Origin of the sequence: Desulfuromonas soudanensis (assembly GCF_001278055.1) — a bacterium.
GTDB lineage: Bacteria > Desulfobacterota > Desulfuromonadia > Desulfuromonadales > WTL > Deferrimonas > Deferrimonas soudanensis.
In genome coordinates this window covers 1,570,509-1,593,920 of sequence record NZ_CP010802.1, presented here as the reverse complement: position 1 = coordinate 1,593,920, position 23,412 = coordinate 1,570,509, and the positions used below count along the sequence as shown (strand labels likewise).

Annotated in this window: 16 protein-coding genes; 4 read left to right on the top strand and 12 right to left on the bottom strand. The window is 60.6% G+C overall.

The genetic code is table 11. The features are described 5' to 3' along the window. Nucleotides 1-21: 21 nt before the first annotated feature. Together DSOUD_RS07125 and DSOUD_RS07120 are read right to left on the bottom strand one after the other, a co-directional pair. Entirely contained in the window at nt 22-858 is an 837-nt protein-coding gene (locus DSOUD_RS07125) for a DUF3108 domain-containing protein (RefSeq protein WP_053550361.1), read from the bottom strand. Continuing rightward, on the bottom strand, nt 855-1,799 hold the full coding sequence (locus DSOUD_RS07120; RefSeq protein ID WP_157671787.1) for a calcium/sodium antiporter: 945 nt from the start codon (nt 1,797-1,799) through the stop codon (nt 855-857). Before DSOUD_RS07120 ends, DSOUD_RS07125 begins: the two co-directional genes overlap by 4 nt. A gap of 232 nt (nt 1,800-2,031) precedes the next feature. On the opposite strand from DSOUD_RS07120, the gene DSOUD_RS07115 reads away from it, so the two are divergent. From DSOUD_RS07115 to DSOUD_RS07105, 3 genes are all read left to right on the top strand, one after another. Then, nucleotides 2,032-2,325 carry an ArsR/SmtB family transcription factor gene (locus DSOUD_RS07115; RefSeq protein ID WP_053552324.1) on the top strand — a complete coding sequence of 98 codons (294 nt, stop codon included), beginning with the start codon at nt 2,032-2,034 and terminating at the stop codon, nt 2,323-2,325. Continuing rightward, the gene (locus DSOUD_RS07110) at nt 2,322-3,497 is read left to right on the top strand and encodes a class I SAM-dependent rRNA methyltransferase (protein WP_053550359.1); all 1,176 of its coding nucleotides are present in this window, start codon (nt 2,322-2,324) and stop codon (nt 3,495-3,497) included. Before DSOUD_RS07115 ends, DSOUD_RS07110 begins: the two co-directional genes overlap by 4 nt. Nucleotides 3,498-3,605: 108 nt before the next feature. Beyond that, complete coding sequence (locus DSOUD_RS07105) at nt 3,606-4,721, top strand: IS110 family RNA-guided transposase (RefSeq protein WP_053550358.1); 1,116 nt, start codon at nt 3,606-3,608, stop codon at nt 4,719-4,721. 816 nt (nt 4,722-5,537) lie between these two features. On the opposite strand, the gene DSOUD_RS07100 is transcribed toward DSOUD_RS07105, so the two are convergent. The 5 genes from DSOUD_RS07100 to DSOUD_RS07080 all read right to left on the bottom strand — a co-directional run bounded on the left by DSOUD_RS07100 (nt 5,538) and on the right by DSOUD_RS07080 (nt 9,883). Beyond that, entirely contained in the window at nt 5,538-6,023 is a 486-nt protein-coding gene (locus DSOUD_RS07100) for a DUF456 domain-containing protein (RefSeq protein WP_053550357.1), read from the bottom strand. Between the two features lie 115 nt (nt 6,024-6,138). Then, nucleotides 6,139-6,885, bottom strand: coding sequence for a transposase (locus tag DSOUD_RS07095; protein ID WP_341475718.1), 747 nt, complete (start codon nt 6,883-6,885; stop codon nt 6,139-6,141). A gap of 75 nt (nt 6,886-6,960) precedes the next feature. After that, nucleotides 6,961-7,995 carry a tyrosine-type recombinase/integrase gene (locus DSOUD_RS07090; protein WP_053550355.1) on the bottom strand — a complete coding sequence of 345 codons (1,035 nt, stop codon included), beginning with the start codon at nt 7,993-7,995 and terminating at the stop codon, nt 6,961-6,963. Beyond that, nucleotides 7,992-8,966 carry a tyrosine-type recombinase/integrase gene (locus DSOUD_RS07085; RefSeq protein ID WP_053550354.1) on the bottom strand — a complete coding sequence of 325 codons (975 nt, stop codon included), beginning with the start codon at nt 8,964-8,966 and terminating at the stop codon, nt 7,992-7,994. Before DSOUD_RS07085 ends, DSOUD_RS07090 begins: the two co-directional genes overlap by 4 nt. Next, a complete protein-coding gene (locus DSOUD_RS07080) occupies nt 8,963-9,883 on the bottom strand; it encodes a site-specific integrase (RefSeq protein WP_053550353.1) in 921 nt (306 codons plus the stop codon). The genes DSOUD_RS07085 and DSOUD_RS07080 overlap by 4 nt, the downstream gene beginning before the upstream one ends. A gap of 561 nt (nt 9,884-10,444) precedes the next feature. Here DSOUD_RS07080 and DSOUD_RS07070 point away from each other — a divergent pair. Continuing rightward, the gene (locus tag DSOUD_RS07070) at nt 10,445-11,614 is read left to right on the top strand and encodes an IS4 family transposase (protein WP_053549677.1); all 1,170 of its coding nucleotides are present in this window, start codon (nt 10,445-10,447) and stop codon (nt 11,612-11,614) included. A gap of 86 nt (nt 11,615-11,700) precedes the next feature. Here the strand turns inward: DSOUD_RS07070 and DSOUD_RS07065 are convergent, their stop codons facing one another. The 5 genes from DSOUD_RS07065 to DSOUD_RS07045 all read right to left on the bottom strand — a co-directional run bounded on the left by DSOUD_RS07065 (nt 11,701) and on the right by DSOUD_RS07045 (nt 23,320). Further along, entirely contained in the window at nt 11,701-11,934 is a 234-nt protein-coding gene (locus tag DSOUD_RS07065) for a transposase (RefSeq protein ID WP_053550351.1), read from the bottom strand. 264 nt (nt 11,935-12,198) lie between these two features. Next, nucleotides 12,199-14,325, bottom strand: coding sequence for a lactonase family protein (locus DSOUD_RS07060; RefSeq protein ID WP_053550350.1), 2,127 nt, complete (start codon nt 14,323-14,325; stop codon nt 12,199-12,201). 96 nt (nt 14,326-14,421) lie between these two features. Further along, entirely contained in the window at nt 14,422-16,929 is a 2,508-nt protein-coding gene (locus tag DSOUD_RS07055) for an immunoglobulin domain-containing protein (RefSeq protein ID WP_053550349.1), read from the bottom strand. A 46-nt stretch (nt 16,930-16,975) separates the two neighbouring features. Then, on the bottom strand, nt 16,976-19,651 hold the full coding sequence (locus DSOUD_RS07050; protein ID WP_082351110.1) for an ELWxxDGT repeat protein: 2,676 nt from the start codon (nt 19,649-19,651) through the stop codon (nt 16,976-16,978). Between the two features lie 426 nt (nt 19,652-20,077). Then, on the bottom strand, nt 20,078-23,320 hold the full coding sequence (locus DSOUD_RS07045) for an AfsR/SARP family transcriptional regulator (RefSeq protein WP_053550347.1): 3,243 nt from the start codon (nt 23,318-23,320) through the stop codon (nt 20,078-20,080). Between the last annotated feature and the right edge of the window lie 92 nt (nt 23,321-23,412).

Sequence of the window (23,412 nt, the reverse complement as noted above, 5' to 3'; positions counted from 1 at the left end):
CTGCCCCTTGTATCTGTCGCTTCAGCGCAAAATTCCCTGCACGTCCCCCAGCCCGAGGACATTTTCCACGATCCCCCGGGCGGGGCGACCGAAATTATCGAACCAGCCGTAAAGAGCCCCTTCCCCGGTCTCGAAGACCTCGGGATCGACCTTCACCCGGCACAACAGGCCGCCGCCGGGGAAAAAGGGGAAATCCGTCCGACGCCCGTCGGAGATTTCCCCAGGCTCCAGGACCTCGATGACGATTTCGGAGATCCCCCGCCGGTTGAAGGTCGGAATCCGGTAGACGCTCCCTGCCCTCACCGGTCCGAAGAATCCGGCGCGAAAATTGAACATGGCGGTGAGAATGTCGTTCGGAGGATCACTCCCCATGGCAAAGGTCTTGGCATCGACCTGCTGTCCCTCGGCAAGTTTCTGGTAGTGAACCTGACCCTTTTGGTGATCGAAGGTATATCGCTTGAAGCGATCCTGGCGATCCTTGCCGCTCCCCTTGAGGGTGTGGGCCTCGTGGACCAGGGAGCGCAGCCGCCCGTCCGGAGCCAGATCCATCAGCGACACGTATTCCTGCTCCCGGTCCTGGGTCACCCAGGCGGCCATGCCGCGGGTTCGGGCGACGAGGGTTCCACGAAAGGTCCCGGGAGATTCCCCCCGTTCGAAGCGGATATGGGCCTCAGCCAGGCGGTCGAACCAGAGAAAGGAGATATCGTAATCGAGCTTCTCGCCGAGGAGGAGTTCGATGGCGTCGGGACGCGGCTGCAGGGAAGAGTGGTGGGCCGTCAACTCCTCGCCCTGCAGCGGGGCGATCCATCCCAGGACGAGCAGAGAGGACGCCAGAAGACGGCAAGCCAGGGCCCTCATCGGAAAACCAGCGCGGCGATGAAGAGGCCGTATCCGCCGACCAGAAGCCCGCCCTTCCCCCGGCCGAGGGTGGAGCGGTGAAGGATCATGGGGACCAGGGCGACGGTGAAGACCAGCATCACCGGCAGCTCAAAACGAAGCATGGACGGGTCGACCGCCAGGGGACGGATCATGGGACAGACTCCGAGGACGAAGAGGATGTTGAAGATATTGCTGCCGATGACGTTGCCTATGCTCAGATCCATCTCTCCCTTCCAGGCGCTCATCATCGAGGCGGCCAGTTCCGGCAGGCTGGTTCCCATGGCGACAATGGTCAGCCCGATCACCAGTTCGGAGATCCCGAAGGTCCGGGCGATGGTGACCGCCGAACGGACCATCAGCTCGGCCCCGACGCCGAGACCGACGATTCCGAGGAGAATGAGAAACAGATCCTTCTTCCGCCCCCTCTTCTCCCTGGCGACGACGTCCGCCGCCGCGGGTCCCCCCAGGGGATCGCGGCGGGCGTTGAAAAGGCAATAGCCGAGAAAGACCAGCAGCAGCAGAAAGAGGACGACGCCGTTGCCGAAACCGAGAACGCCGTCCATAGAAAAGAAAAGGAGAAGGAGGGAGGCGCCGATGAGGTAGGGGATTTCCCGTTTCAACATGCTCGAATCGACGGCAAGGGGTGCAATCAGGGCCGCCGTTCCGAGGATCAGGCCGATGTTGGCGATATTGGAGCCGATGATATTCCCGCCAGCGATATCGGAAGATCCGCCGATTGCCGCCAGAAGCGACACCATCAGTTCGGGCATGCTGGTGGCAAAGGCGACGACGGTCATGCCGACGACCAGGGGGCGCACGCCGTAGGAAAGGGCCAGGCTGCTGCTGCCGCTGACCAGATATTCGGCGCCGTAGTAGAGAAGGAGGAGCCCGGCGAAAAAGAGAAGAGCAGTGAAAACCATGATCGAACCCATCCCTGGGGGTGTGATTTGGAGGCGGAGGGAGCCGGGAGTCCGGCCCATTCCCTGGTGCCGGACAATCTTAATCTCTACGGCCGGGGAAGTCGAGTCCATTGTGGTCCTCCGGGAGCAAAAAGTGTCGGTATTGCCGCTTACTTCTTGACAACAACCGGTCCCGTCAATAATATCCATATATTCATAAAATCAACGTTACCCGGAGATGACCATGGGAAAAATGGAATTCAACAAAATGCAGAATTACGATCGGGAAGCGGAGATCCTCAAGGTTCTCGGACACCCGGTCCGACTCAAGATCATCGCCGGACTGACCTCGCAGACCTGCAACGTCAAAAAAATCTGGGAATGCCTCGGCCTCCCCCAGGCCACCGTCTCCCAGCATCTGGCCCTCCTCAAGAACAAGGGGATCATCGAGGGGCGCCGCGAGGGGGTGGAGGTCTTCTACCACGTCGTCTCCGACCAGGCCCGGCGCATCGTCGACGCCCTCTTCGAGCCCGTCGGCTGCCCGTGACCCGGCTGATTCTCCGTCCGGGGCATGACCGCCGGCTGCGCGCCGGCCATCCCTGGGTCTTCAGCAACGAAATCGACCGCATGGAGGGAGAGACCGTCCCCGGCGCCGCCGTGGAGGTCCACGCCGCCGGCGGCGAATTTCTCGGCACAGCCTATCACAATCCCCTGTCTCTCATCACCGCCCGCCTCCTCTCCCGGAAACGCGAATCCATCGACACCGCCGGATTCTTTCGCCATCGCATCGGCGAAGCGCTGAGCTACCGCCAGAAAATCTACGGATCGGCCGAGGCTCTGCGCATTGTCCACGGCGAGGGGGACGCCCTCCCCGGCCTGGTGGTGGACCGCTACGGCGACGTCCTCTCGGTGCAGTTTCTCACCCTGGGGATGGAGAAGCGCCGGGACGCCATCGTCGAGGCGCTGCAGCAGATTTTCCAGCCGCAGGCCATCGTCGCCCGCAACGACGTGGCGGTGCGCGAGCTCGAAGGGCTGCCGCAGGGAATCGAACTCCTCCTGGGCGAGATGCCGAAGGAGGTGATCGTCGAGGAAAACGGACTGCGGTTTTCCGTCGACGTGCCGGGGGGACAGAAAACCGGGCATTTTCTCGACCAGAAGGAAAACCACCGCGCCCTTCAGGGCCGGGTCGAAGGGCGCAAGGTCCTCGACCTCTTCTGCTATTCGGGGAGCTGGGCGGTCCACGCCGCGCGCTACGGCGCCGCCGAAGTCAAGGGGATCGACATCTCTGCCGGAGCCGTCGCTCTGGCCGGTTTCAACGCATCTCTCAACGGACTGGAGAAGGTCTGCTCCTTCGTCAGAATCGACGCCTTCGAGGCCCTCCGGGAGATGACCAGGAGCGGCGAGCAGTTCGGGACCGTGATCCTCGATCCCCCCGCCTTCGTCAAGAGCAAGAAAAAACTTCCGGAAGCGGTCAAGGGGTATCTCACCGTCAACCGCCGGGCCATGGAACTGGTCGAGCCGGGGGGTTATCTCTTCACCTGCTCCTGCTCCTACCATATGGACCGCGAACTCTTCCTCGACACCCTGCGCAAGAGCGCGGCGCAGGCGGGACGCAGCGCCCGCCTGGTGGAGATGCGCGGCCAGGCCTGGGACCATCCGGTGCTGCTGAACTGCCCCGAGACCGAATACCTCAAGTGCGCCGTGCTGCAGATTCTCTAGACATAATGGCTGACAGTTAGAGACAAAAAAAGACCTGCCCCTTGCAAACGTGGGTTATGTTGGAAGCTCTTGAACCCCAACACAGAGCCAAAATCAAGGAGGCAGGTCATGAAGAAGTCTAGCATGTTTATCGGGTTGGACGTCCACAAAAACTCCATTGAGATCGCTATCGCCGAGGAGGGTCGCACCGGCGAAATTCGACACTATGGGAAAATTGACGGGAGTTTGGTTGCTCTCGACAAGGTTGTTAGGAAACTGGTTTCGAGAGGCTGCGAACTCCATTTCGTCTACGAAGCTGGCCCTTGTGGCTATGATGTTTACCGACACCTTACATTTCAGGGGTTCGATTGTGTGGTGGTAGCGCCCTCAAAGATCCCCAAGAAAAGCGGCGACCGTATTAAGAATGACCGCCGGGATGCCCAAATGCTTGCCCGCCTGCATCGAGCCGGTGAACTGTCTCCCGTTTTTGTGCCTCTTACCGAAGATGAAGCCATGCGGGACCTTACCCGATCAAGGGAGGATGCCAAGGCGTCGGAGAAAAAAGCCAAGCAGCACATTCTGGCATTTCTTCTTCGACACGGTCACCGATTCAGTGGACGAACCCCCTGGAGCCAGGCACATATGCGCTGGATCGCTGGAATCAAAATGCCTCATCCGGCCCAGCAGATTACCCTTCAGGAATATGTCGGCGCGCTTACTGAAAGCACTCGGCGGGTGGAGCGGCTGACTGAGCAGATTCAACAACTCTTGCCCCAGTGGCGGATGTTTCCGGTAGCTAAAGCCTACCAATCCCTGCGAGGCGTCTCCTTGATTGTCGCAGCCACAACCGTTGCTGAAATAGGAGATTTGAAGCGCTTTAAGAGCCCCGTTGAACTGATGTCCTATCTCGGACTGGTTCCATCGGAACATTCCAGTGGCGAGACAACGAAACGAGGTTCAATTACCAAAGCAGGCAATGGACATGTGCGCCGGGTCCTGGTGGAAGCCTCCTGGGCTTACCGCCTTCCTGCCCGGGTCAGTCGGGAGTTACGCAGACGACAAGAAGGCCTGTCGCAAGCAATTTGCGATATCTCCTGGAAAGCTCAACTCCGATTATGTGCCCGCTACAAACGTATGCTGGCGAAGGGTAAATCCAAACAGGTGATCGTGACGGCTATAGCTCGAGAACTCTGTGCTTTTATGTGGGCAATAGCCCATGAAGTTGAAATCCCGGCCATGGCATAACAAACCACAAACAACTCAATCACCTCAAAAACCTGTTGGAGAAAGCATATTGAAGCAAAACTAACATTCCAGGGCAGTTACAGGGGCGCAACCGCGGTCAGGAGAACCCTCGAGGACACTATTGGATAAGGCCTTGGCCGAACTCACGTTACTAGAGAGAGGCAGCTCCGCGACGAAGACAAGTCTGGCGGTACCCAACCCGCGAATATCAGTCTGATTAGCCGTCGCAATACAGGTTCCGCCCCTGCAAGTGCCCTGGAACATAACGCACGAAAAACCGCTGAAAATCAGTTGGGCAGTGAGCGTTTCTTCTATTGACAACTGTCAGCCATATCAGTGTCCCGTTTGGTTAGTCCATTCAGATAATTCTGAGGTATTTTGGTCGCTGCCAAGGCGGGTCGACGCAGGCCTAGCCGGGCTTAAGCCGAGGAGACCCAACGCAGGGAGCGGCCAAAAGGACCAGAATTAATGGACGGCATTAACCAATCGGGACACTAGGGACCGACGCCATCCGCCCAAAAGCACAGAAGCCCGAATCCGCATGGATTCGGGCCTTTTTTGTCGTTCAAGTCCCCTTCAATCGAAAAACGTTGAATGAAGCTCCCGTGGAAACCGCCGCGAGCCCACCCTTCAGCGTGCCTTACCCCCGAGCTCGGACCATGTTCAGATCGACTTGAGAAGAGACAGAGTGCGTCTCAGGGGGTCTGACTCCATTTTTCATGATGTGAAGAGTGGAGAGACGACCCCGTTCACTCTTGGCGAAAAGGTCACCGTACATTGGAGGAGGCTCCGGTTCGCATGGAAACGTCTACGGAGCTACAGGAAGCGAACGGCAAGGAAAAGGCCGAGCATGGCAAAGGCGAGCGCCATCTTGGCGGCGACGCCGAGGGCCAGCCCGAGGGCCGCGCCGACCCCCGCCCGCCCAGAAGCGCGCAGATCGCTGCGGACGGTAAACTCGAAGACGATGGCGCCGACGAAGGGGCCGAGCAGCACGCCGGCAATGCCGAAGAAGAGGCCGACCAAGGCGCCCACCGCCGCGCCGATCGCAGCCCGCCGCGAGGCGCCGAAGTGGCGGGCACCGAAGGAGCCGGCGACAAAATCGGCGAGGATTCCAAGAACGGTAAGACCGCCGAGGGCGGTCAGCGTCCGCCAGCCGACATAGGCGAAATCCTCGGCCCAGGCGGCGACCAGCAGCCCGGCGAAAATGAGCGGCATCCCGGGGAGGGCCGGCAAGAGCAGGCCGGCGAAGCCGACGAGGGCCAGTGCGGCGGCGAGGAGCAGAAGGAGAAGGGTCGTGTCCATGGGTGCTAGAGTAGCGGAATTGGCCGATTATTGGAAGAGGTGGGGCCAGAACGATCGCCTTCAACCACCCTTCTAATAGTGATCAATGGGGTCGGATCAATCAAGGGGGTCGCGTCTACACTTTTGACAAATTCAACTCCGTCACCATCCGCCCTATGGCCCTATTGACTTCCTCATCCTCCTCCAGCCTCGCAGCAAACCTTCGACTCGCCTGCGTCACCGCCGACTCACTTACCTCAAAGCGGGAGCCGATTTCCTTGAGCTTGGCGCCGCTATACCGATGGCACACGTAAAGCGCCGCCTGCCTAGCCGCTCCTTTGCCCTCTCCGAAAACCTCGCTGGTCTTCTCGACGATGGCGTCGAGGTCCGGCTGACCAAGAAGTTGCTTCAACGCCGGAACATCGCGGTCTATCTTTTTCGTTTCCAGATGCTCTGTCCTGATCCCCGCGATGAACGCGTCCCCTCCCAGGATCGTCGCACCGGTCGTCCCGAGCAATGGACTGACATGCTCTTTCCCCGGCAGATCCTCCACGAAGGCCCGATAGCCCTGCTCATTTCCTCCGAAATAGCCAAGGATGAAATGCCGCTCGAGCCACGGCGGCGGCTGACTTTGCCCGATAGTGAAGAGGTAGCTCGACCAGGGATAGTCTTGCGGTTTTTGGACCATCGCCGCCCGCACCGGGTTTAGGTGAATGTAGCGGGCAAGCTGCGCGGCATAGGCGTCGGCATCAACGAGGATCGCCTTGTAACGCCCCTGAAAGAGATGTCCCGCCCGCTTACGCTTGACGTTGAAGTAGGTGGTATAGGCGCCGTTGATGTGCCGCATTATCTGCGACAGGTTCCCTCGGGGTGTCTCCAGCAGCAGATGGTAATGTTATGTGAAGCGCGAACTTATGTGAAGTTCATTTCTGGACACTCCCTCATTCTCTACCCCAGATCAAGGTTTTACTGCACATAATTTAGGTGATTTTTCGAGCGCAGCGAGCCACTGCAAGACGTCGGGCTTCTGCCATGGCAGGTCGTGGCTGACGACCGGTGCTGTTGTTTTTTCGAGCATTCTCCGTTTCATGTCCATATCGATTTCGACGTAGACATGCGTGGTGTTGATGTCGGCGTGCCCCAACCAATAACTGACCATATTGATATCGTTGCCGGCCCGCAGCAGATGCATGGCCGTGGTATGCCTGATAGTGTGTGGATTTACGGCCCTGCTCCTCATCGATGGGCATTGATTCCGGGCTGAGGCCGCATATTTGCTCAGGATTTGGCGAATGCCGAAACGGGTGATGGGAACTCCGTTGGCGTTGAGGAAGAGCTGCTCAGCGGCCGGATCATGGGGATTGCGAACTTTGAGGTAAGCCTGAAGGGCTTGTGCCATTTCGGGCCACAGCGGACAGCTGCGGTGCTTTTTACCCTTGCCCAGAAGCGAGATCTGAGCGGTGGCACCCTGCAGGCGCAGATCTGGGATTTTGATGCCCACAATTTCACTGACGCGAGCCCCGGTGTTGTAGAGCAGGAGCAGCAAAGCCTTGTCGCGCGCGGCGGTGCGTGCATTGACATTCACCGCATCGAGCAGCGCCTGCATCTCGTCCTGCTCCATGTACTTGACCGTCTTGTGCTGCGTACGTTTCAGAGGGATGGTGCGAATCCTCTGGCACTGGAGCAGCAAGACCGGCTCCTCTCGGGCGATGAAACCGAAGAAGACACGGATGGCCGCCAATCGGGCATTACGGGTTCGCGGCGTGCAGCCGCGAACGTTTTCAAGATGATCGAGGAACGCCAACACAAGCGCTTCGTCGATCTCTTCGACGCTCAACTCGTCGGCGCTCTTGCGCAGGGTGTCCGCAGCAAAGCACAACAGCAGCTTGATCGCGTCGCGGTACGCCAGCAGGGTATTGGTCGCGAGGCCTTTCTGGATCGGCAGGTAGTGGCTGAAGAAGGGTTTCATGAACTTGGCCAGCAACTGTTTCATGACTGTCCTCCGTTGGTTTGGATCTGTTGGAGGTAGTAATCGTGGAAGCGCCGGGCCACCTCTTCGGTCAGCTCCGGCGTGGCCCGAAGGTAGACCTGGGTGGAATGGATATCCACATGTCCCAGATAGGTTGCCAGCCAAGGCAGCCGCGCGTTTACATCCTGCCCGTCTCGATACCAGGCCAGCAGCCTGTGAACGGCAAAGGTGTGTCGCAGGTCGTGGATGCGGGGGCCGGCGTGCTCGTTGTGGGGGATGGCGCAGCGGCGCAGCAACTGCCGAAAGGTAAGGTTGACCGTGACATGATGCAAGCGCCGGGATCGTTGATTCAGCAGCAGCGGGGAGTCCGGCGAGCGCGGCTTGATGCGAAGGCGTCTGTCCAGATATTGCTGCAACGCCTGGCAGGTGGTCGTGCTCAAAGGCACCCAGCGGGCCTTGCGGAACTTGCCCTCGACGATGTAGAGCCGCTCTTCGGCGCAGAGAAAGTTCTCCAGGTTCAGGGCCAATGCTTCCCCGATACGGATGCCCGTGCTGTAGAGCAGGCCGAGGAGTGTCCGGTAGGTGAGTGGCCGCAGGGAGCCCGGCGGCCGCAATTCCGCGGCGGCGGCCAGCAAGGCGCCGATTTCCCTCTGGTTGTAGATGTACGGCTGATGAGCCGCCTGCGAGGCAATGACCCTTATGGGTTCGGGAACGTAGGTGAGCGGGTCGTGCCGCAAGAGATACCGGCACAGCTGCTGCACCACGCAGAAGCGGTTTGACTGCACACGCGGTGCAAGGTGCGAAAGAGTCAGAAGATACCGGTCGGTGATCTGCGGGGTGATGCACGAAGCTTCAAATTTTTCTTCGACCAGGAAGCGGTCGAAGTAGCTCAACAGTAGCGCCTGGCTCTGATAATCGGTGCCGGAGAGCTGCCGCAAGCTGATGAAGTTCCGGATCTGAGGAGCCAGGGCGCTGTGAAATTCCAGGGTTCTCATCGCGTCACCTCCTGCGGCCACTCCAGGGCGACCTGCTTCAGGGCGTTAAAGTCGACCTTGGTGTAGATAAAGGTGGTGCCGAGATGGCGATGGCCCAGCACATCGGCAATCGCCTTGAACGGTTCTCCCTGCGCGAGCATCCGGGTCGCAAAGCCATGCCGAAAGGCGTGGGCGCCCTTGCTGGGAATCTCGATGCTTGCGGCTCGGATACGGCGCTCGATGATGACGGAAAGGGAACTGGAGCGGGGAAGCGGGTGGTAGGGGGCACGCGAGGTCAGAAACACCTGCGGGTTCGAACTGGATGGCCGGGCATTTTGCAAGTAGTTCAGCAGGCTCTCCCCCACCTCGACGGTGAGGGGAAGGCAGCTGTCCTTGCCGCCCTTGGAAGCTGCAAAGAAGATCCGGTTCTGCGCCCAGTCGATCTGCTCCAGCCGCAACGCCCGAACCTGGCCGCCTCGGACACCGTAGGTGTGAAGCAACTGAACGATGGCGTAATCCCGTCGGCCCACCGTGGTCTTGCGGTCGATCCCCTGAAGGACCTGCCGAGCCTGAGCCTCAGTCAAGCCGCGCGGGACCGAAGCCAGCTTGTAGGCTCTCAAGGTAGGAACCGCCAGGTCCAGGGGCTCCCGGACGTAGCCTCGATGCAGGCAGAAACGGAAGAAGGTCCGCAGGGTCGACTGCATCGATCGCCGCGCTGCTTTTCCGACCTTCTGCGCATAAGCCAGGAAGAACGCCTCGATGCTCTCCGGGCTCAGCTTGGCCAACCCTTGTAATGTCGCCTGCGGGCCGAGGTAGCGCAGGAAAACGGTGAGGTACTGAGCGCGCAACTCGCAGGTCCCGGCAGCGGCGTGCTGGTAATGCTGCATCCATTCGAGGTAGGCATCCAGAAGAGGCGCAAAGATCTCGCTTTGCGGCAACGGATTGAAAAACCCCTGTTCGCCAAGGTACTCGACGAAACGACTGAGCGAGTGGCGAACCCGCTTCAGATGACCTTCCAGTGGCCCGCGGTGCCGACACCGGGCAGGATATGCTTCGAAAAATCCATCAACGTCTTTGGGACAGAGGATTTGGCCAGGGACAACTCCTTGCCGGCCAAGATGCTGATTAAAATGAGAGACGTTCGATAGATGCTTGCGGATGGTCCCCTGACGGAAACCGTGCTCCATCAACCAGGTACAGAAACCGTCCAGAAGCGTTCCCAGTGGGCCGCTTCGCAACTTCTTCAGCGTTCCCGGACACGAAAATGCCTGTTCCAGTTCCATGACAACTTCCCTTCTTTGCCTCTATTATCGAGGCATTCGGGGATGGTCAGGGCGCAGAATTATGTGCAGCAATTCACTACTGTCCGGTTAACTTTGAATGTACGTCGATAACCTACTGAAAATTATAGTACTTTGGCTCAACTGTTCTTTTCTCGATTTGAAATCGCTTCACCCCGCCCGCGAGTGATATCTTCCTGACACTTCAGGAGGGCATCCATGAACGCTGGCCAGACCGTTTTCAGACAGCTACTTCAGTTTCTCCCGCGTCACGAGTTCAACCTCTGTGCCCGACGGTATCGCGGCGAGTACCGGGCCAAAAGCTTTACTGCATTTGACCAGTTCCTGTGCCTGGCTTATGCCCAGCTATCGGGTCGCGAGAGCTTGAGGGATATCGAAACGTGCCTGAACTCTCATCGGGAGAAGCTCTACCACATCGGATTTCGTGGCGCTGTCTCCCGCTCCACCCTTGCCGACGCCAACGAGCGCCGGGATTGGCGCATTTTTCAGGATTTCGGCCAAGTCCTGATCGGCATGGCACAGCAGCTGTACCGGGATGAGCCCTTGGCCATCGAGTTGAAGCAGCCACTGTTCGCCTTTGACTCGACGACCATTGACCTCTGCCTCACCCTGTTTCCGTGGGCCGAGTTTCGCACGACCAAGGCAGCGGTCAAGATGCACACGCTCATTGACTTGCGCGGCATCATCCCCACGTTTGTGGCCGTGACAACCGGCAAAGTACATGACGTCAAGATGCTTGACGAAATGCCCGTCACCGAAGAGGCCATCTACACGATGGACCGCGGCTACGTAGATTTTGCCCGGCTCTATGCCATTCACCGACAGGGCGCCTTCTTCGTGGTGCGGGCCAAGGACAACCTACGCTACCAGCGGTTGTACTCTTTGCCCAAGGACAAGGAGGCCGGCGTCCGAGCCGACCAAGTGATTGCCTTGGTCACCCAGAAATCGAAAAAGGGTTACCCGGAGAGATTGCGCCGGGTCAGTTATGTTGATAAAGAGCGAAACAAGCGGCTTGTATTCCTCACCAACCACTTTGAAATTGGAGCCACAACGGTTGCAGACATCTATAAACAGCGCTGGCAAGTGGAGCTATTCTTCAAGTGGATCAAACAGCATCTACGAATAAAAGCGTTCTACGGGACTTCTATCAATGCGGTCAAGAGCCAGATATGGGTAGCTCTTTGCATATATCTACTTGTGGCGATCGCTAAAAGGCAGCTTAGCATCAAATGTACTCTCTACACTTTTTTGCAGATCCTGGAGGTCAATCTGTTCGAGAAAAAGCCCATTTCATCGTTGGTTGCGGAAGCGCTCAAGCAGATTCCAGACACCCAAGATTATAACCAGCTGAATTTATTCGGCTATTAACCGGACAGTAGTGGCAGCAATTATTGGCGAAAACCCAGGGGAGTGGCGAAAATGATGAGAGAATCAGAAGAGAGTTGAGGGCAACTTCACATAAGTTCGCGCTTCACATAACATTTTTTATGTGGAGCTCCACATAAATAATGGTTGTTCATCAGGCACCAGGCATGGATGACCGCCCCGTAGCGTTGCGTGGCCGATTCCAGATAGTCGAGAAATTTTTCCCGGTCCTTCCGGCTTTTGAAGACGTCTTTCTGCTCATTCCCCCGCGAGGTGACGTGGTAAAAAGCGCCGGGGAATTCTATCCGCAGTTGTCGTGCCATATCGCTGCCTCCTCAGCTGTGCTCAGTTTGAGGGAAGCATAGCTGAGGAAAAAACCTTGTCAAATGTGTAGACTTGACCCTTTGGTTTTTCATCTAGCTGAGGAAAAAACCTTGTCAAATGTGTAGACTTGACCCTTTGGTTTTTCATCTAGACTTGACCCTTTGGTTTTTTACATTGGTTTTTTACTTAAACTTGACCCATTGGTTTTTCTAAATCCACACTCCTCGATAAGGAAGCCATACCACCTGCATCGCCACCAAAGATCACTGGATAGAGCCGGTGGTGGCGATGGAGACGGGAAAGGTCCCCGCCGCTATGGTGCCGACGCTACTGAGAGCCCCGCTGGCGGCGTCGATGGTGTAGACCGAGACAGTGCCGGACTCGGCATTCGCCACGTAGGCGAATTTGCCGGAGGCGTCAACGGCGATGGACCGGGGCTGGCCTCCAGCGGCCACGGTGGCGATATTGGTCAGGAAACCGGTCGTGGCGTTGATGCTGAAGACCGAGACGTTGGCTGAATCCCCGTTGGCGACATAGGCGAAGCGCCCTGAGGGTTCGACGACGACGGACCGCGGATTGCCGCCAGCCACCGCAAAAGAGGCGTTAATCAGAGCGCCCGTTGCAGTGTCGATGACATAGGCGTTAACGCCGTTGATTTGCGTGACGTAGACGAACTTGCCCGAGGGATCGACGGTGACGGACGTGGGATCGGCACCTGCCCCCGTGGCGGCGCCGGCGATGGCGCCATTCAGGTCGATCGTGGTCAGGGCGCCGCTGCTGGCGTTGAGGAGGTAGCCCGAGATGCTCGCGGAACCGTTATTGGCCACGTAGGCGAACCGGCCGGAGGGATCGACGGCGATGGAGACAGGACCGCTCTCCGCCGCCAAAAACCCCTCATAGGTCAAGGCGCCCGTCGCAGCGTCGATGGCATGAATCGAAACGCTACCGGAAGCTGAATTGGCTACATAGGCGAACCGGCCGGAGGGCTCGACGGCGATGGAGGCAGGAAAACTCGCGACCGCCGCGGCGGCGCCGACGCGGGTGAGCACCCCGCTCGTGCTATCGATCGTGTAGGTCGACACATTCACGGTCGGCGTTTCAAACAGGACTTCATGGGTCGTGTAGGCAAACCGGCCGGAGGGATCGACGGTGACCGAAGTGCCCAGGCTGAGCGTCGACGTATTGGGGAGCGCCGTCAGGGCGCCGCTCGCGGCGTCGATAGTGTAGGCCGAGACGATGTCGGGGCCGTACTGGGCGGTATAGGCGAACCTGGGCGTGTAGGTCACGGCTGTCGTGCCCCTTGTCATGGCCATGGCCACGCTGGCGCCGCGGCCAGCAACGGTGGGCAGGGCGGTCAAGGCCCCGGTGACGGTGTTGATGGCGTAGGTCGCAATGTAGCTGAGGCCAGTCACGTAGACGAACTTGCCGCTGGGATCGACGGTGACAGATTGCGGCTCCAGCCCCGCTGCCACGGCCGCACCGACGGCGGTGAGCGCTCCGGTCGTCGTGTCGATGGCGTAAGCCGAGACATCGTCCGAGCCGCTGTTCGCCACGTAGGCGAACTTACCGCTGGGGTCGATGGTGATGGATTGGGGATTGCTGCCCGCCGCCACGGCCGCACCGAGACTGGTCAGGGCGCCCGTCGTGGCGTTTATGTTGAAGGCCGAGACATCGCCCGAGCCCCCATTTGCCACATAGGCGAATCTTCCGGACGGGTCGACGGTAACCGAGCGCAGCGTGCTCCCGGCATAGGAATTGCCGATAATCGTCAGCACACCAGAGCTAGCATCAATGCGGTAGGCCGAGACATAGCCCGAGCCGCTATTGGCCACGTAGGCGAACCTGCCGCTTGGGTCGACGGTGACGGATTGGGGGCCCACTCCGGCCGTCACCGGCGGGCCGACGCTGGTGAGTGCGCCGGTCGCGGCATCGATGGCGTAGGCCGAGACGTTATTACTGCTCCAATTCGCCACGTAGGCGAATTTTCCGCTGGGGTCGACGGTGACCGAGTAAGGCGTGGTGCCCGCCGCCACGGGCGCGCCGATGCTGGTGAGCGCGCCCGTGCTGGCGTTGATGGTGTAGGCCGAAATGTCATCGCTGGATTGATTCGCCACGTAGGCGAACCTGCCCGAGGGGTCAACGGTGACGGAGGCAGGAGAGGTTCCCGCCGCAACTATATAGCCGTTATGCCGCAACTGGCCGGTGGCGGGATTGACCGTGTAGATGGATAGGGTGTCGCTACCGGTCACATAGGCGAAGCGCGGTACGTTGTCGGCCGGCTCCGGAACTTCTGTCACGCTTTCGCTACCGTTACCGCCACCGCCGCAGGCAGCAAGCAGGCTGAGCGTGGTCAATAAACCGAGATATTTTACGAAGGTTCGGATGTTCATACTTTTCCCTTCAAAAGTTTTTCCAAAAAGAGACCGATTTGAGCAGGTCTATTCAGTCCCTGGTTTGGCGAATTGACATGCGCAATACCGACCTTGTCAACGGTACTGGCCGCCGTAAATTCTCTGCGGCAACCCGGCCGGATTAGCCGGCCATATGACCGTAGCATTGGCGCTGTCATCAATTCCCGCCGTGGCTCTGCCGCTAACGGCAAAGCCCAGTCCGTCAGCCCCCGTTATGGGAGCCCGTTGAGGCGTCCGCCAGGCGGCGCCCGGCGACTGAATGCTGGCTGCAACGTAAAAATTGCTATCCCGCCAGGCAACCACTGCCGTCCCACCCGCGTTCACCGCCAGCGAAGGAGCGGTCAGCTGATTGATGGCGCCTGCAGCCACCTGCTGTTGCGTCCCCCATCCGCCGGCTCCCGTATGGCGATTGCTCAGGATGAGTTCCTGCGTGCCGTCGAATTGAACCCACACGGCCACAGCCTCTCCGTTGGCGTCGAATGCAATCTGCGGGGCCGTTGCCCGATTGACGTTGCTGCTCTCGACCGCGACCGCAGTCCCCCAGCTGCCACTGACTGAGTCGAAGCGGATTGACCAGATGCTGGAAAAACTTGGATTGTCAAATTTCTTCCATACCGCCATGGCGTTGCCATTGACGTCCATGGCGATGCGCTGCTCGGGCGGCCCGCTGGCAGCCGGATCGAGCAGTTGGGCGGCGCCCCAACTGCCGTTGGCGGCCAGGCGCCGGACCCACAAGGCATCGGTGCCCGGCGTACCGCTGGGCGCGGGCCAGAGCACCATGGCCTCTCCAGCCCCGTTCATGGCTACAGCGGCACTGTTGGACGGTTCACCGATGGCGTCGCTATCCAGACGCTGTGCCGGCTCCCAGGTTCCGCTGCCGGCGATGAAGCGACTGACCATCAATTTCCAGGGTGCGAAGAGGCTCTCCCGTTCGATCCAGACAGCCAGGGCATTCCCGCTGGCATCGACTGCGACCTGCGGAAGGGAGCCGCCTGTGGTGTCGTTGACACTCAGCGTCGCGGCCCCGCCCCAGCCCCCCGCAGGGGCGAAGATGGCGGCGCGAACCCGGTGATAGAAAGCATTGTCCGTCTCGCGCCACAGGGCGACGGCCTGACCATTTCCGTTCATTGCCACCGTCGGATCGGTGAATCCGTAAGCAGCAGTGACCTCGGACACCGCCACACGTGCCTGCCACCCTGACTGCGGCAGGTAACGGCTGGCGAAGATGCCGTCGTACTGGGTCCACAAGGCAATCGCTTCCCCGCCACCGTTGGCCGCCAGCGCGGGTAAGGCCGCCGTGGCGTCCAGATTGAGCGGCGTCGGATTCCCCTGCCAGCCGCTGGCGACGACCGCGGTGACCGTCAGCACCGCCGCGCTGCTGTTCACGACTCCCGCGCTATTGGTGGCCACCACCCGGAACTGGCGCCCGTTGTTCGCCTGCGATGGTTGAACTGCAGTGTAGCTGGTGCCGGTTTCACCATTGATGTTGTTCCAGTTGGCGCCGCCATCCGTGCTCAATTGCCACTGCAGGGTGGGGGTCGGCGTGCCGGTGACGACGACGGTGAACTGTGCGTTCTGCCCTTCGAGGATGGCGACGTCGGCCGGGTGGGTGGTGAAGGCCGGGACAACTGCATCCCCGGTTACGGTCAAGGTTGCCGCATTGCTGTTGACCGTGCCCGCACTGTTGGTGGCGACGGCGCGGAACTGCCGACCATTATTGGCCAGTGCCGGCGCTACCACATTAAATATCGTATCTGTCTGACCGACGATATCGTTCCAGCTGCTGCCGCTGTCGGTGCTTAACTGCCACTGCAAGGTCGGCGTGGGGGTGCCGCTGACAACGACCGTAAACTGTGTATTCTGACCTTCGGTGATACTGACGCTGGCCGGATGCGTTGTAAATACCGGCGCAGTTGGCGCGGAATTGACGGTCAAGGTTGCAGCATTGCTCGTAATGCTCCCGGTGCTGTTGCTGACCACAACCTGGAACTGGTGCCCGTTGTCTCCGGAGGGTACCGCTGTCAGGTTCAGGGTGGCGTTGATTGCCGCGGCAATCTCTGCAAAGGTGCTGCCGCCATCGACGCTGCGCTGCCACTGGTAGGTGAGCGAGGTACCGGTCGCCGTGACCGTGAAGGTGGCGTCCTGTCCATCGCTGATCGTTTGGTCCGCCGGCTGCACACTGATCCCGGGAGGGACCGGCGCTGCTGTCACGGTCAGGGTGACCGCCGAGCTGGTCACACTGTTGAGGCCGCTGACGACCACGCGGTACTGCGTACCACTATCAGCGACTGCGGTCGCCGCCGTGGTGTAGCTGGCGGCTGTGGCGCTGCCTATGTCCGAGAAGGTCAGACCGCTGTCCGTGCTGATCTGCCACTGGTAGCCGGCTGCGTTGCTGGCCGCTACCGTAAAGGTGGCTGTCGTACCCGCGACCACGCTTTGGTCGACCGGCTGGGTGGTGATGACCGCAGCAGGTTGCCCTGGTGGGGTGCTGCCATCGTCACCGCAGGCAGTGAGTACGGCAAGAACGAGCAGGACGGAAATCCAGACTATTCCAAATTTGGTGTTCATAACTTTCTTTTTCATTTACAGACTCCTTCGATAAATATCACCACTGCCGTTCCGCCAGAATCTACTTCAATATCCTATCCAGACCATGGACATCGCCTGCATTCAGATCGAGTACCCGCACCGTTCCATCGGCCGTGCCGTCGCTCTTCCATAGCTCATTGCCGCTGCTGCCGTCGTTGGCCCGGAAGTACAGCATCCCCTCGAAGGCCATGAAATTGACCGGGCTGCCGCCGCCAGCACCTGCGTTGATATCCTTGACCAGCACCGTACCCATTCCTGTGCCGTCGCTCTTCCATAGTTCATGACCGTTGCTGCCATCGTCGGCTGAAAAGTACAGCGTGCTGCCGATGACGGCGAAATTGCCCGGGGTGCTGCCGCCCGCGCCGGTATTGATATCCTTGACTTGCACCGTGCCCAATCCGGTGCCGTCGCTCTTCCACAGTTCAGTGCCGCTCGTGCCATCGTAGGCTGAGAAGAAAAAGGTGCTGCCGATAACGGCGAAATTGCCCGGGTGGCTGTCGCCCGCGCCGGCATTGATATCAGCGAGCTGCACCGTACCCGCCTCGGTGCCGTCGCTCTTCCACAGTTCACGGCCGTTTATGCCATCGCTGGTCGAAAAATAGAGCGTCCCGCCGATGACGGCAAGGGAGCTTGGGAAGCCGTCCGTGCCTGGATCAATGTCCTTGACCAGCACCGTCCCCGCCTCGGAGCCGTCGCTTTTCCACAGTTCATACCCGTTGACGCCGTCGGTGGCCGAAAAATAGAGGGTAGTGCCGATGAAGGTGAGTTCGTTAACGCTGCTGTGGCCGCTGCCGATGTTGATGTCCTTGACTAGGACCGTGCCGCCCTCCGTGCCGTCGCTCTTCCACAGTTCAACGCCATTGGTTCCATCGGTGGCCGAGAAGTAGAGGGTGTTGCCGACAGCGGTCAGCCTGCCGGGAGAACTGTCTCCCCAGCCCGGATAGATATCCTTGACCAGGACCGTGCCGGCTACCGTGCCGTCGCTTTTCCACAACTCTCGGCCATGGGCGTCATCGTAGGCTTCGAAGAAGATCGCGCTGCCGACGAGGGTGAGTTGCGAAACCATGCTGCTGCCGGCATCGAGCCCATAGGTTCCGGCTGAGGTTCCGTCGGTACGCCACAATTTATGCAGACCGCTTGATCCGTCGTTAGCGGCGAAGTAGCCGATCCCGTTGAGCCTCACGGGGGAGGACACCAGCGAACCGAGGCTGATGGTGCCGATATCCGCGACCATCCTTGTCCCCGCCTCTGTACCGTCGCTGCGCCAGAGTTCGCGCCCGTGGACACCGTCGTAGGCGCCGAAGTAGACGAAACTGCCGCCGGCGCGCAGGTACGCCGGCGTGCTGTCGCCGGAACCCGGATTGATGTCGCGCACCCTGACGGTGCCCGCCTCGGTGCCGTCGCTTTTCCACAACTCGTAACCGTCGGTACCTTCGGTGGCCTGGAAGAAGAGCGTACCGCCGACGGCCGTCAAGGAAGCCGGGTAGCCGTACACGCCGTCCAGGCCGATGTCCTTGACCAAAACTGTGCCGATGGCCGTGCCGTCGCTCTTCCACAACTCGGTGCCGCTGGTGAGGTCGTTGGCCTGAAAAAAGAGCGTGCTGCCAACGGCCGTCAAAAAGAGGGGGGAACTTTCGCCCGCTCCGGGGTTGATATCCTTGACCAGCACCGTGCCGGCTGCCGTGCCGTCGCTCTTCCACAGTTCACGGCCGTTGACGCCATCGCCGGCCGCGAAGTAGAGCGTGCCGTCTATGGCGGTGAAGTGGGCGGGGCTGCTGCCCAACGGTCCCGGGGAGATATCCTGGACCGGCACTGTGCCGGCGCTCGTGCCGTCGCTCTTCCACAATTCCGAGCCGCTGGTTCCGTCGTCTCCAGCAAAGTAGAGCGTGCTGCCGACGGCGGCGAGATTGCCGGTCACGCCCACGGAGGTGATGAATACCGTCCCGGCTGGCGTACCGTCGCTCTTCCACAGTCCGACGGCGGCACCGTCGTCTGCCGTGAAGTAGAGGGTGCTGCCGATGGCGGCGAAGCCCCCAGGACTGCTGTCCCCCGAGACGGTGTTGATGTCCTTGACCAGTACCGTGCCTGCCGCCGTGCCATCGCTCTTCCACAGCTCTTCGTCGTAAATGCCGTCGTTAGCCGTGAAGTAAAGCGTACTGCCGATGACGACGAGTTGGCTGTCGGCGTAGAGACTGCCTCCATCGCCGGAACGGATGTCCTTGACCAGCACGGTGCCCTCCGTCGTGCCGTCGCTCTTCCACAGCTCCATGCCCGTGGTGCCGTCATCGGCCAAAAAGTAGAGGACGCTGCCGAGGGCCGTAAGGGAACTCGGACTGCTTTCTGCCGGACCCGGGTTGATGTCTTTCACCAGCGAGGTGCCCGCGTCCGTGCCATCGGTCTTCCAGAGTTCGAGACCTAAAACCCCATCGGTCGCCGCGAAATAGGTTGTTCCATCGATCACTGCCAGGTTCTGCGGGTCGGCGTTGCTGTTGGTGTTGATATCCTTCACCAGAGAGGTCCCGGCGGCTGTCCCATCGGTAAGGAACAACTCGAATCCGGTCGTGCCATTGTCCGCGCTCAGATAGAAGGTGGCTCTCTCCTCGACAACATCGCCCCCACCGCCGCCACCGCCGCAATTGACGAGCGCAATAGACGCGACCAGAACAAGCGCCGCGCTTACGATAAAATCTGATCTCTTTCTATTTGCAGTGCTCATTTAAACCTCCCTTACACAGCTGGATGACCGATTTAATCCATCACGCAACAGGTATCCCCCATTCTTCATCATTTTCTGTTGGTGCATCCTTTTCCCCTCCGGGACAGGGACGCGCTCTCTTCTGAGGGGTGGCTGCCGCGGCTTCGCGAAGGCCGTACCCAGTCACAGAATCCATTTGCCATGGAGGATTAATGGCGAGTTTAGGCAATCGGAGGTTACGGATAGGTTACTTTTCGCTCCCGGAGGGGAAGAGATTTCGAGCCGCCAACGATGGGTGTCTGGCTATCGTGAATGACTGGGGGGGGAGAAACGGTGACGCCAACGACCAGGCGCAGGCGTGGCCGGTGGTGGCGCGACCGGCAGGACGCACGCGGGCCTTTTCGGCCTGGTGGCTGAGGGATGATTACCCCGGGGGAATGTGGAACCTCAGGAGTCGAGTGCCCGCAAGGCGCGTGCCAGAGCCTCGCTCTCAGGGGCGGGGGCGACCTTGAGTTGGGTGGCGAGCAGGCGGCGCAGGCGCTCGTAAGCGGTCAACCCTTCGGCGGCGCGGCCGTTCTGAACACAGATACGCATGACGCCCTGGTGAAATTGCTCGGCCAGCGGCTCCAGACTCAAACCGCGCTCATACCAGAGGAGTGCCGGCTCGGGAGCACCCTCGCGCTGCAGGCGCGAAGCGACGAGCTCGATGGTGCGCAGCCAACAGCCGCGCAGGCGCTCCCGCGGCGCAATCGCATAGGCGACGTCCTCACCGTCGAGGAAAGGCCCGCTGTAAAGGATCTGCATGCGATTCCCGAGCCGAATGCGCTCAGCCGCACAAAGGATATCCTCAGCCGCAGCGAGCTGGTTGGCCAGGGCCTCGAAGCTCCATGCGTCCACCCAGCAGAGGCGGGGATCAAGGGACAGCTTCGATCCGCGCAGCACGACGGCGTCATGACCGATCAGGCCGCGCAGGCGGTGCAGGGTCATTTTAAGGCTGGTGCGGGCGGCGTCACCGTCGGCGTCCGGCCAAAGCGTATCGCAAAGCTTTTGCTCGCCGACCTCGCGCCCGCCGAAGGCGATCAGCGCCCGCAGCAGGTCGAGCGCGCGTTTCTGCACGCGTCCCTCGAAGCTGACCGGCAAACCATCGCGCACCAGGCCGAAGCACCCAAATGTTTTAATCCGCAGGGGCCACGGCCAGGCCTCCGGCGGCTCCGCCGCAGGCGGAGGGACAAGCGCCCGGCGGCGAATCAAATCCTGGACGTATTCCGTTTCGATCCCGGCCTCAAGGGCGTGCGCGCACAGCCGGGCCATGGGCGCCTCCTGCCAGCCGTGAAAGGTGACCAGCCCCTGCTCCCGCCCCAATCCGAAGGCCCGCGTCAGCCAATGTCCCAGCGCCGTCTCGTCCCCCTGGCGCAGGGCGAGGAGGGCCTCGTCGATACAGACCGTGTACTCGATCAGCTTGCTGCCGGTTGACGCTGCAAGGCGATGGACCGCCTCGAGCGACGGCCGCGCCTCGTCGAATCGGCCCCGGGCAATGCACGTGCGTGCCTTCGTCAGATCGATCACCATGTAGCCGAAGGTCAAACCGACACGTTCGCGCAGGTCCGCGACCACGTTGGCATGCCACTCGGCCGCACCGAGGTCGCCGCGGCCGAGGGCCTCCCAGTTGCACAGGAAATGGTAGTAGGCGACATCGATCAGCCGGGCCTGCGCCAGACCTTCGCCGAAGCGATGCAAGAGATGCTGCGCGGTTGCCGCATCACCGGCCGAAAGCGCCGCCGCCGCACCGTGGCAGAGGAGATGATGCTGCCAGACGTTGACGCCGCTTCGCTCCCCGCTGGCCAGGGCCTCCTCGATGATGGCAAGGCTCTTCGGTGTGTCCGCCTCGACGATCCAGGCACACATGCCGGCGGTGGCACTGACCAGTTGCGTCATGAGCGGCGGGGCCTGCACGCCGCGCACCAGGCTGGTGAGCCAGTCGAGACTCTGGCGCGCGCGCCTCGGCTCGCCCATCCAGCAGAAGTAGATGCACAGACAGACGCCGGCGAGCAGGCGCAGTCCCGGGTCCGCGCCGGATTGCAGGATGACGAAGGAACGCTCGGCCCAGGTCCCGATGTCCGGATGGCTCGGCTGTCGCAGCACAAGCGCATTGAACATCTGCACGACGATCCGGTCATGGAGCGCCGTCGGCAGGGGCTCGTCTCCGGCGATGCGGTCGAACGCCTCGATCCAGCCGTCCAGGGCGCCGAGGCCCTGCCCCTCGTGAATTGCCGTGTCCACGAGACCCGCCCACGCCAGCAGAGAACCCGCGCGCTCGCCCTGCTGTTCGAACAGGGCGAGCGCGCGTTCAAATTGCACGCGCGCCTCGGCCGGAGCGAAGGGGAGCCGGCACTGGCCGAGCCAGAAATGCAGCCAGGGATCCGCCGCACGACGTTCGGCCGGCAGCGACTCGATCCACGCCGCCAGTGTCAGCCCGCGCCCCTGCTCCAGCAAAGCGGAAGCGATCTGGCAGAGATAAGGGATGCAGGCGTCCCAGGCCTTGGCAGCCTGCCAAAGGGAGACGGCTTCGTCCACGCTTCCTGCCGCCGCAGCGCATTCAGCCGCCCGCCTCCTGAGCGCCACAAGGACCTCAGGCGCGAAGCTGGTTTCCAGCCGCGCCAGCAAGAACTCTCGAAACAGCGGGTGATACTCGTAGACGGGCACGCTGGGCGAGAGACGATAGGTGAAATAATTCTGCTGCTGCAGCTCGACCAGCATCCTGCCAGCTTCCGCATCTTCGCAGAGCGATTCGATATCGCTGACGCGCATTTTTGCCAGGAGTGCACTCTTGAGGAGCATTTGCTGCCTTCCCTCATCCAGCCCGCGTACCACTTCAGAGGCAAAATAATTGAACAAAGTTTGCATATCGGACGTTTTCGCCACGGAAGGGACGTCAGCGTCTTGTCCTTCGTCGGCGCCATGCAGCATCAGGACGAGTCCTGCAACCCAGCCATGCGTTCGCTGGTGCAGCGCCGCCACATCGATCAATTCGGCATGCCCGCGCAAGGCGGCGATGCCTTGCGCTTCTTCCAGGGAAAGGCGAATGCTTGAAGGCTCCAGCACCGCCAGCTGGCCGTTGGCGCGCAGTCGCGCAAAGGTTGGCGGCGGCGCAAGACGGGAAACGCACAGCATTTTTACGTGGGGAGGAATGCTTTCGAGCGCAATCCGCAAGATCTCGTTGAGCGGACTATCGGCACCGCAGTCCTGGACGTTGTCGAGAACCAGAACGGAGCCTTTTGGCATGCACCGAAACAGATCTTCAAAAAAACGCCGGGCAAAAACCTCGATGCCGGGTAAATATTCGGGGGTGAGGTGGGGGAGCAGACAGGTTTGCCGGGGCGCCAGGAGTTTCGCTGCCAGCCCCAGGTGATGAAAGAAGGTCGCAAGATCGGCATCCCCTGCGTCTACCTGGAACCAGAGACTGGGGCGCTCGCCCGCATCGAGCCAGCTCGCCGCAAGCGTCGTCTTGCCGGCTCCAGGCTGAGCTCCGATCCACACCGCCGGGGCATCAAATGCCTGTTCGAGCATCTCGACGAGCCGGGTGCGCCGATACGTCCTGGTTAACCTCGGACGGGTAAGTTTGGCAGGAAGTTCCTCCCCCTGGGACGCGACCGATTTCTGCCCTTCGACGCTTTCTTTGTTCTCAGCCATATAGGCGTCCCAACTCCTCTCAACATGTCGCCTGACACACCGACCTTCAGCAGTTTTCGAGCGTGTCGCCGATGGTCCATTCTGGGCCTTTT

Excerpts from the sequence above, each read along its gene's own strand:
- DSOUD_RS07125 (WP_053550361.1), bottom strand. The coding sequence starts at position 858 with ATGAGGGCCCTGGCTTGCCGTCTTCTGGCGTCCTCTCTGCTCGTCCTG.
- DSOUD_RS07120 (WP_157671787.1), bottom strand. The coding sequence starts at position 1,799 with ATGGTTTTCACTGCTCTTCTCTTTTTCGCCGGGCTCCTCCTTCTCTAC.
- DSOUD_RS07115 (WP_053552324.1), top strand. The coding sequence starts at position 2,032 with ATGGAATTCAACAAAATGCAGAATTACGATCGGGAAGCGGAGATCCTC.
- DSOUD_RS07105 (WP_053550358.1), top strand. The coding sequence starts at position 3,606 with ATGAAGAAGTCTAGCATGTTTATCGGGTTGGACGTCCACAAAAACTCC.
- DSOUD_RS07100 (WP_053550357.1), bottom strand. The coding sequence starts at position 6,023 with ATGGACACGACCCTTCTCCTTCTGCTCCTCGCCGCCGCACTGGCCCTC.
- DSOUD_RS07090 (WP_053550355.1), bottom strand. The coding sequence starts at position 7,995 with ATGAAACAGTTGCTGGCCAAGTTCATGAAACCCTTCTTCAGCCACTAC.
- DSOUD_RS07085 (WP_053550354.1), bottom strand. The coding sequence starts at position 8,966 with ATGAGAACCCTGGAATTTCACAGCGCCCTGGCTCCTCAGATCCGGAAC.
- DSOUD_RS07070 (WP_053549677.1), top strand. The coding sequence starts at position 10,445 with ATGAACGCTGGCCAGACCGTTTTCAGACAGCTACTTCAGTTTCTCCCG.
- DSOUD_RS07065 (WP_053550351.1), bottom strand. The coding sequence starts at position 11,934 with ATGGCACGACAACTGCGGATAGAATTCCCCGGCGCTTTTTACCACGTC.
- DSOUD_RS07060 (WP_053550350.1), bottom strand. The coding sequence starts at position 14,325 with ATGAACATCCGAACCTTCGTAAAATATCTCGGTTTATTGACCACGCTC.
- DSOUD_RS07055 (WP_053550349.1), bottom strand. The coding sequence starts at position 16,929 with ATGAAAAAGAAAGTTATGAACACCAAATTTGGAATAGTCTGGATTTCC.
- DSOUD_RS07050 (WP_082351110.1), bottom strand. The coding sequence starts at position 19,651 with ATGAGCACTGCAAATAGAAAGAGATCAGATTTTATCGTAAGCGCGGCG.
- DSOUD_RS07045 (WP_053550347.1), bottom strand. The coding sequence starts at position 23,320 with ATGGCTGAGAACAAAGAAAGCGTCGAAGGGCAGAAATCGGTCGCGTCC.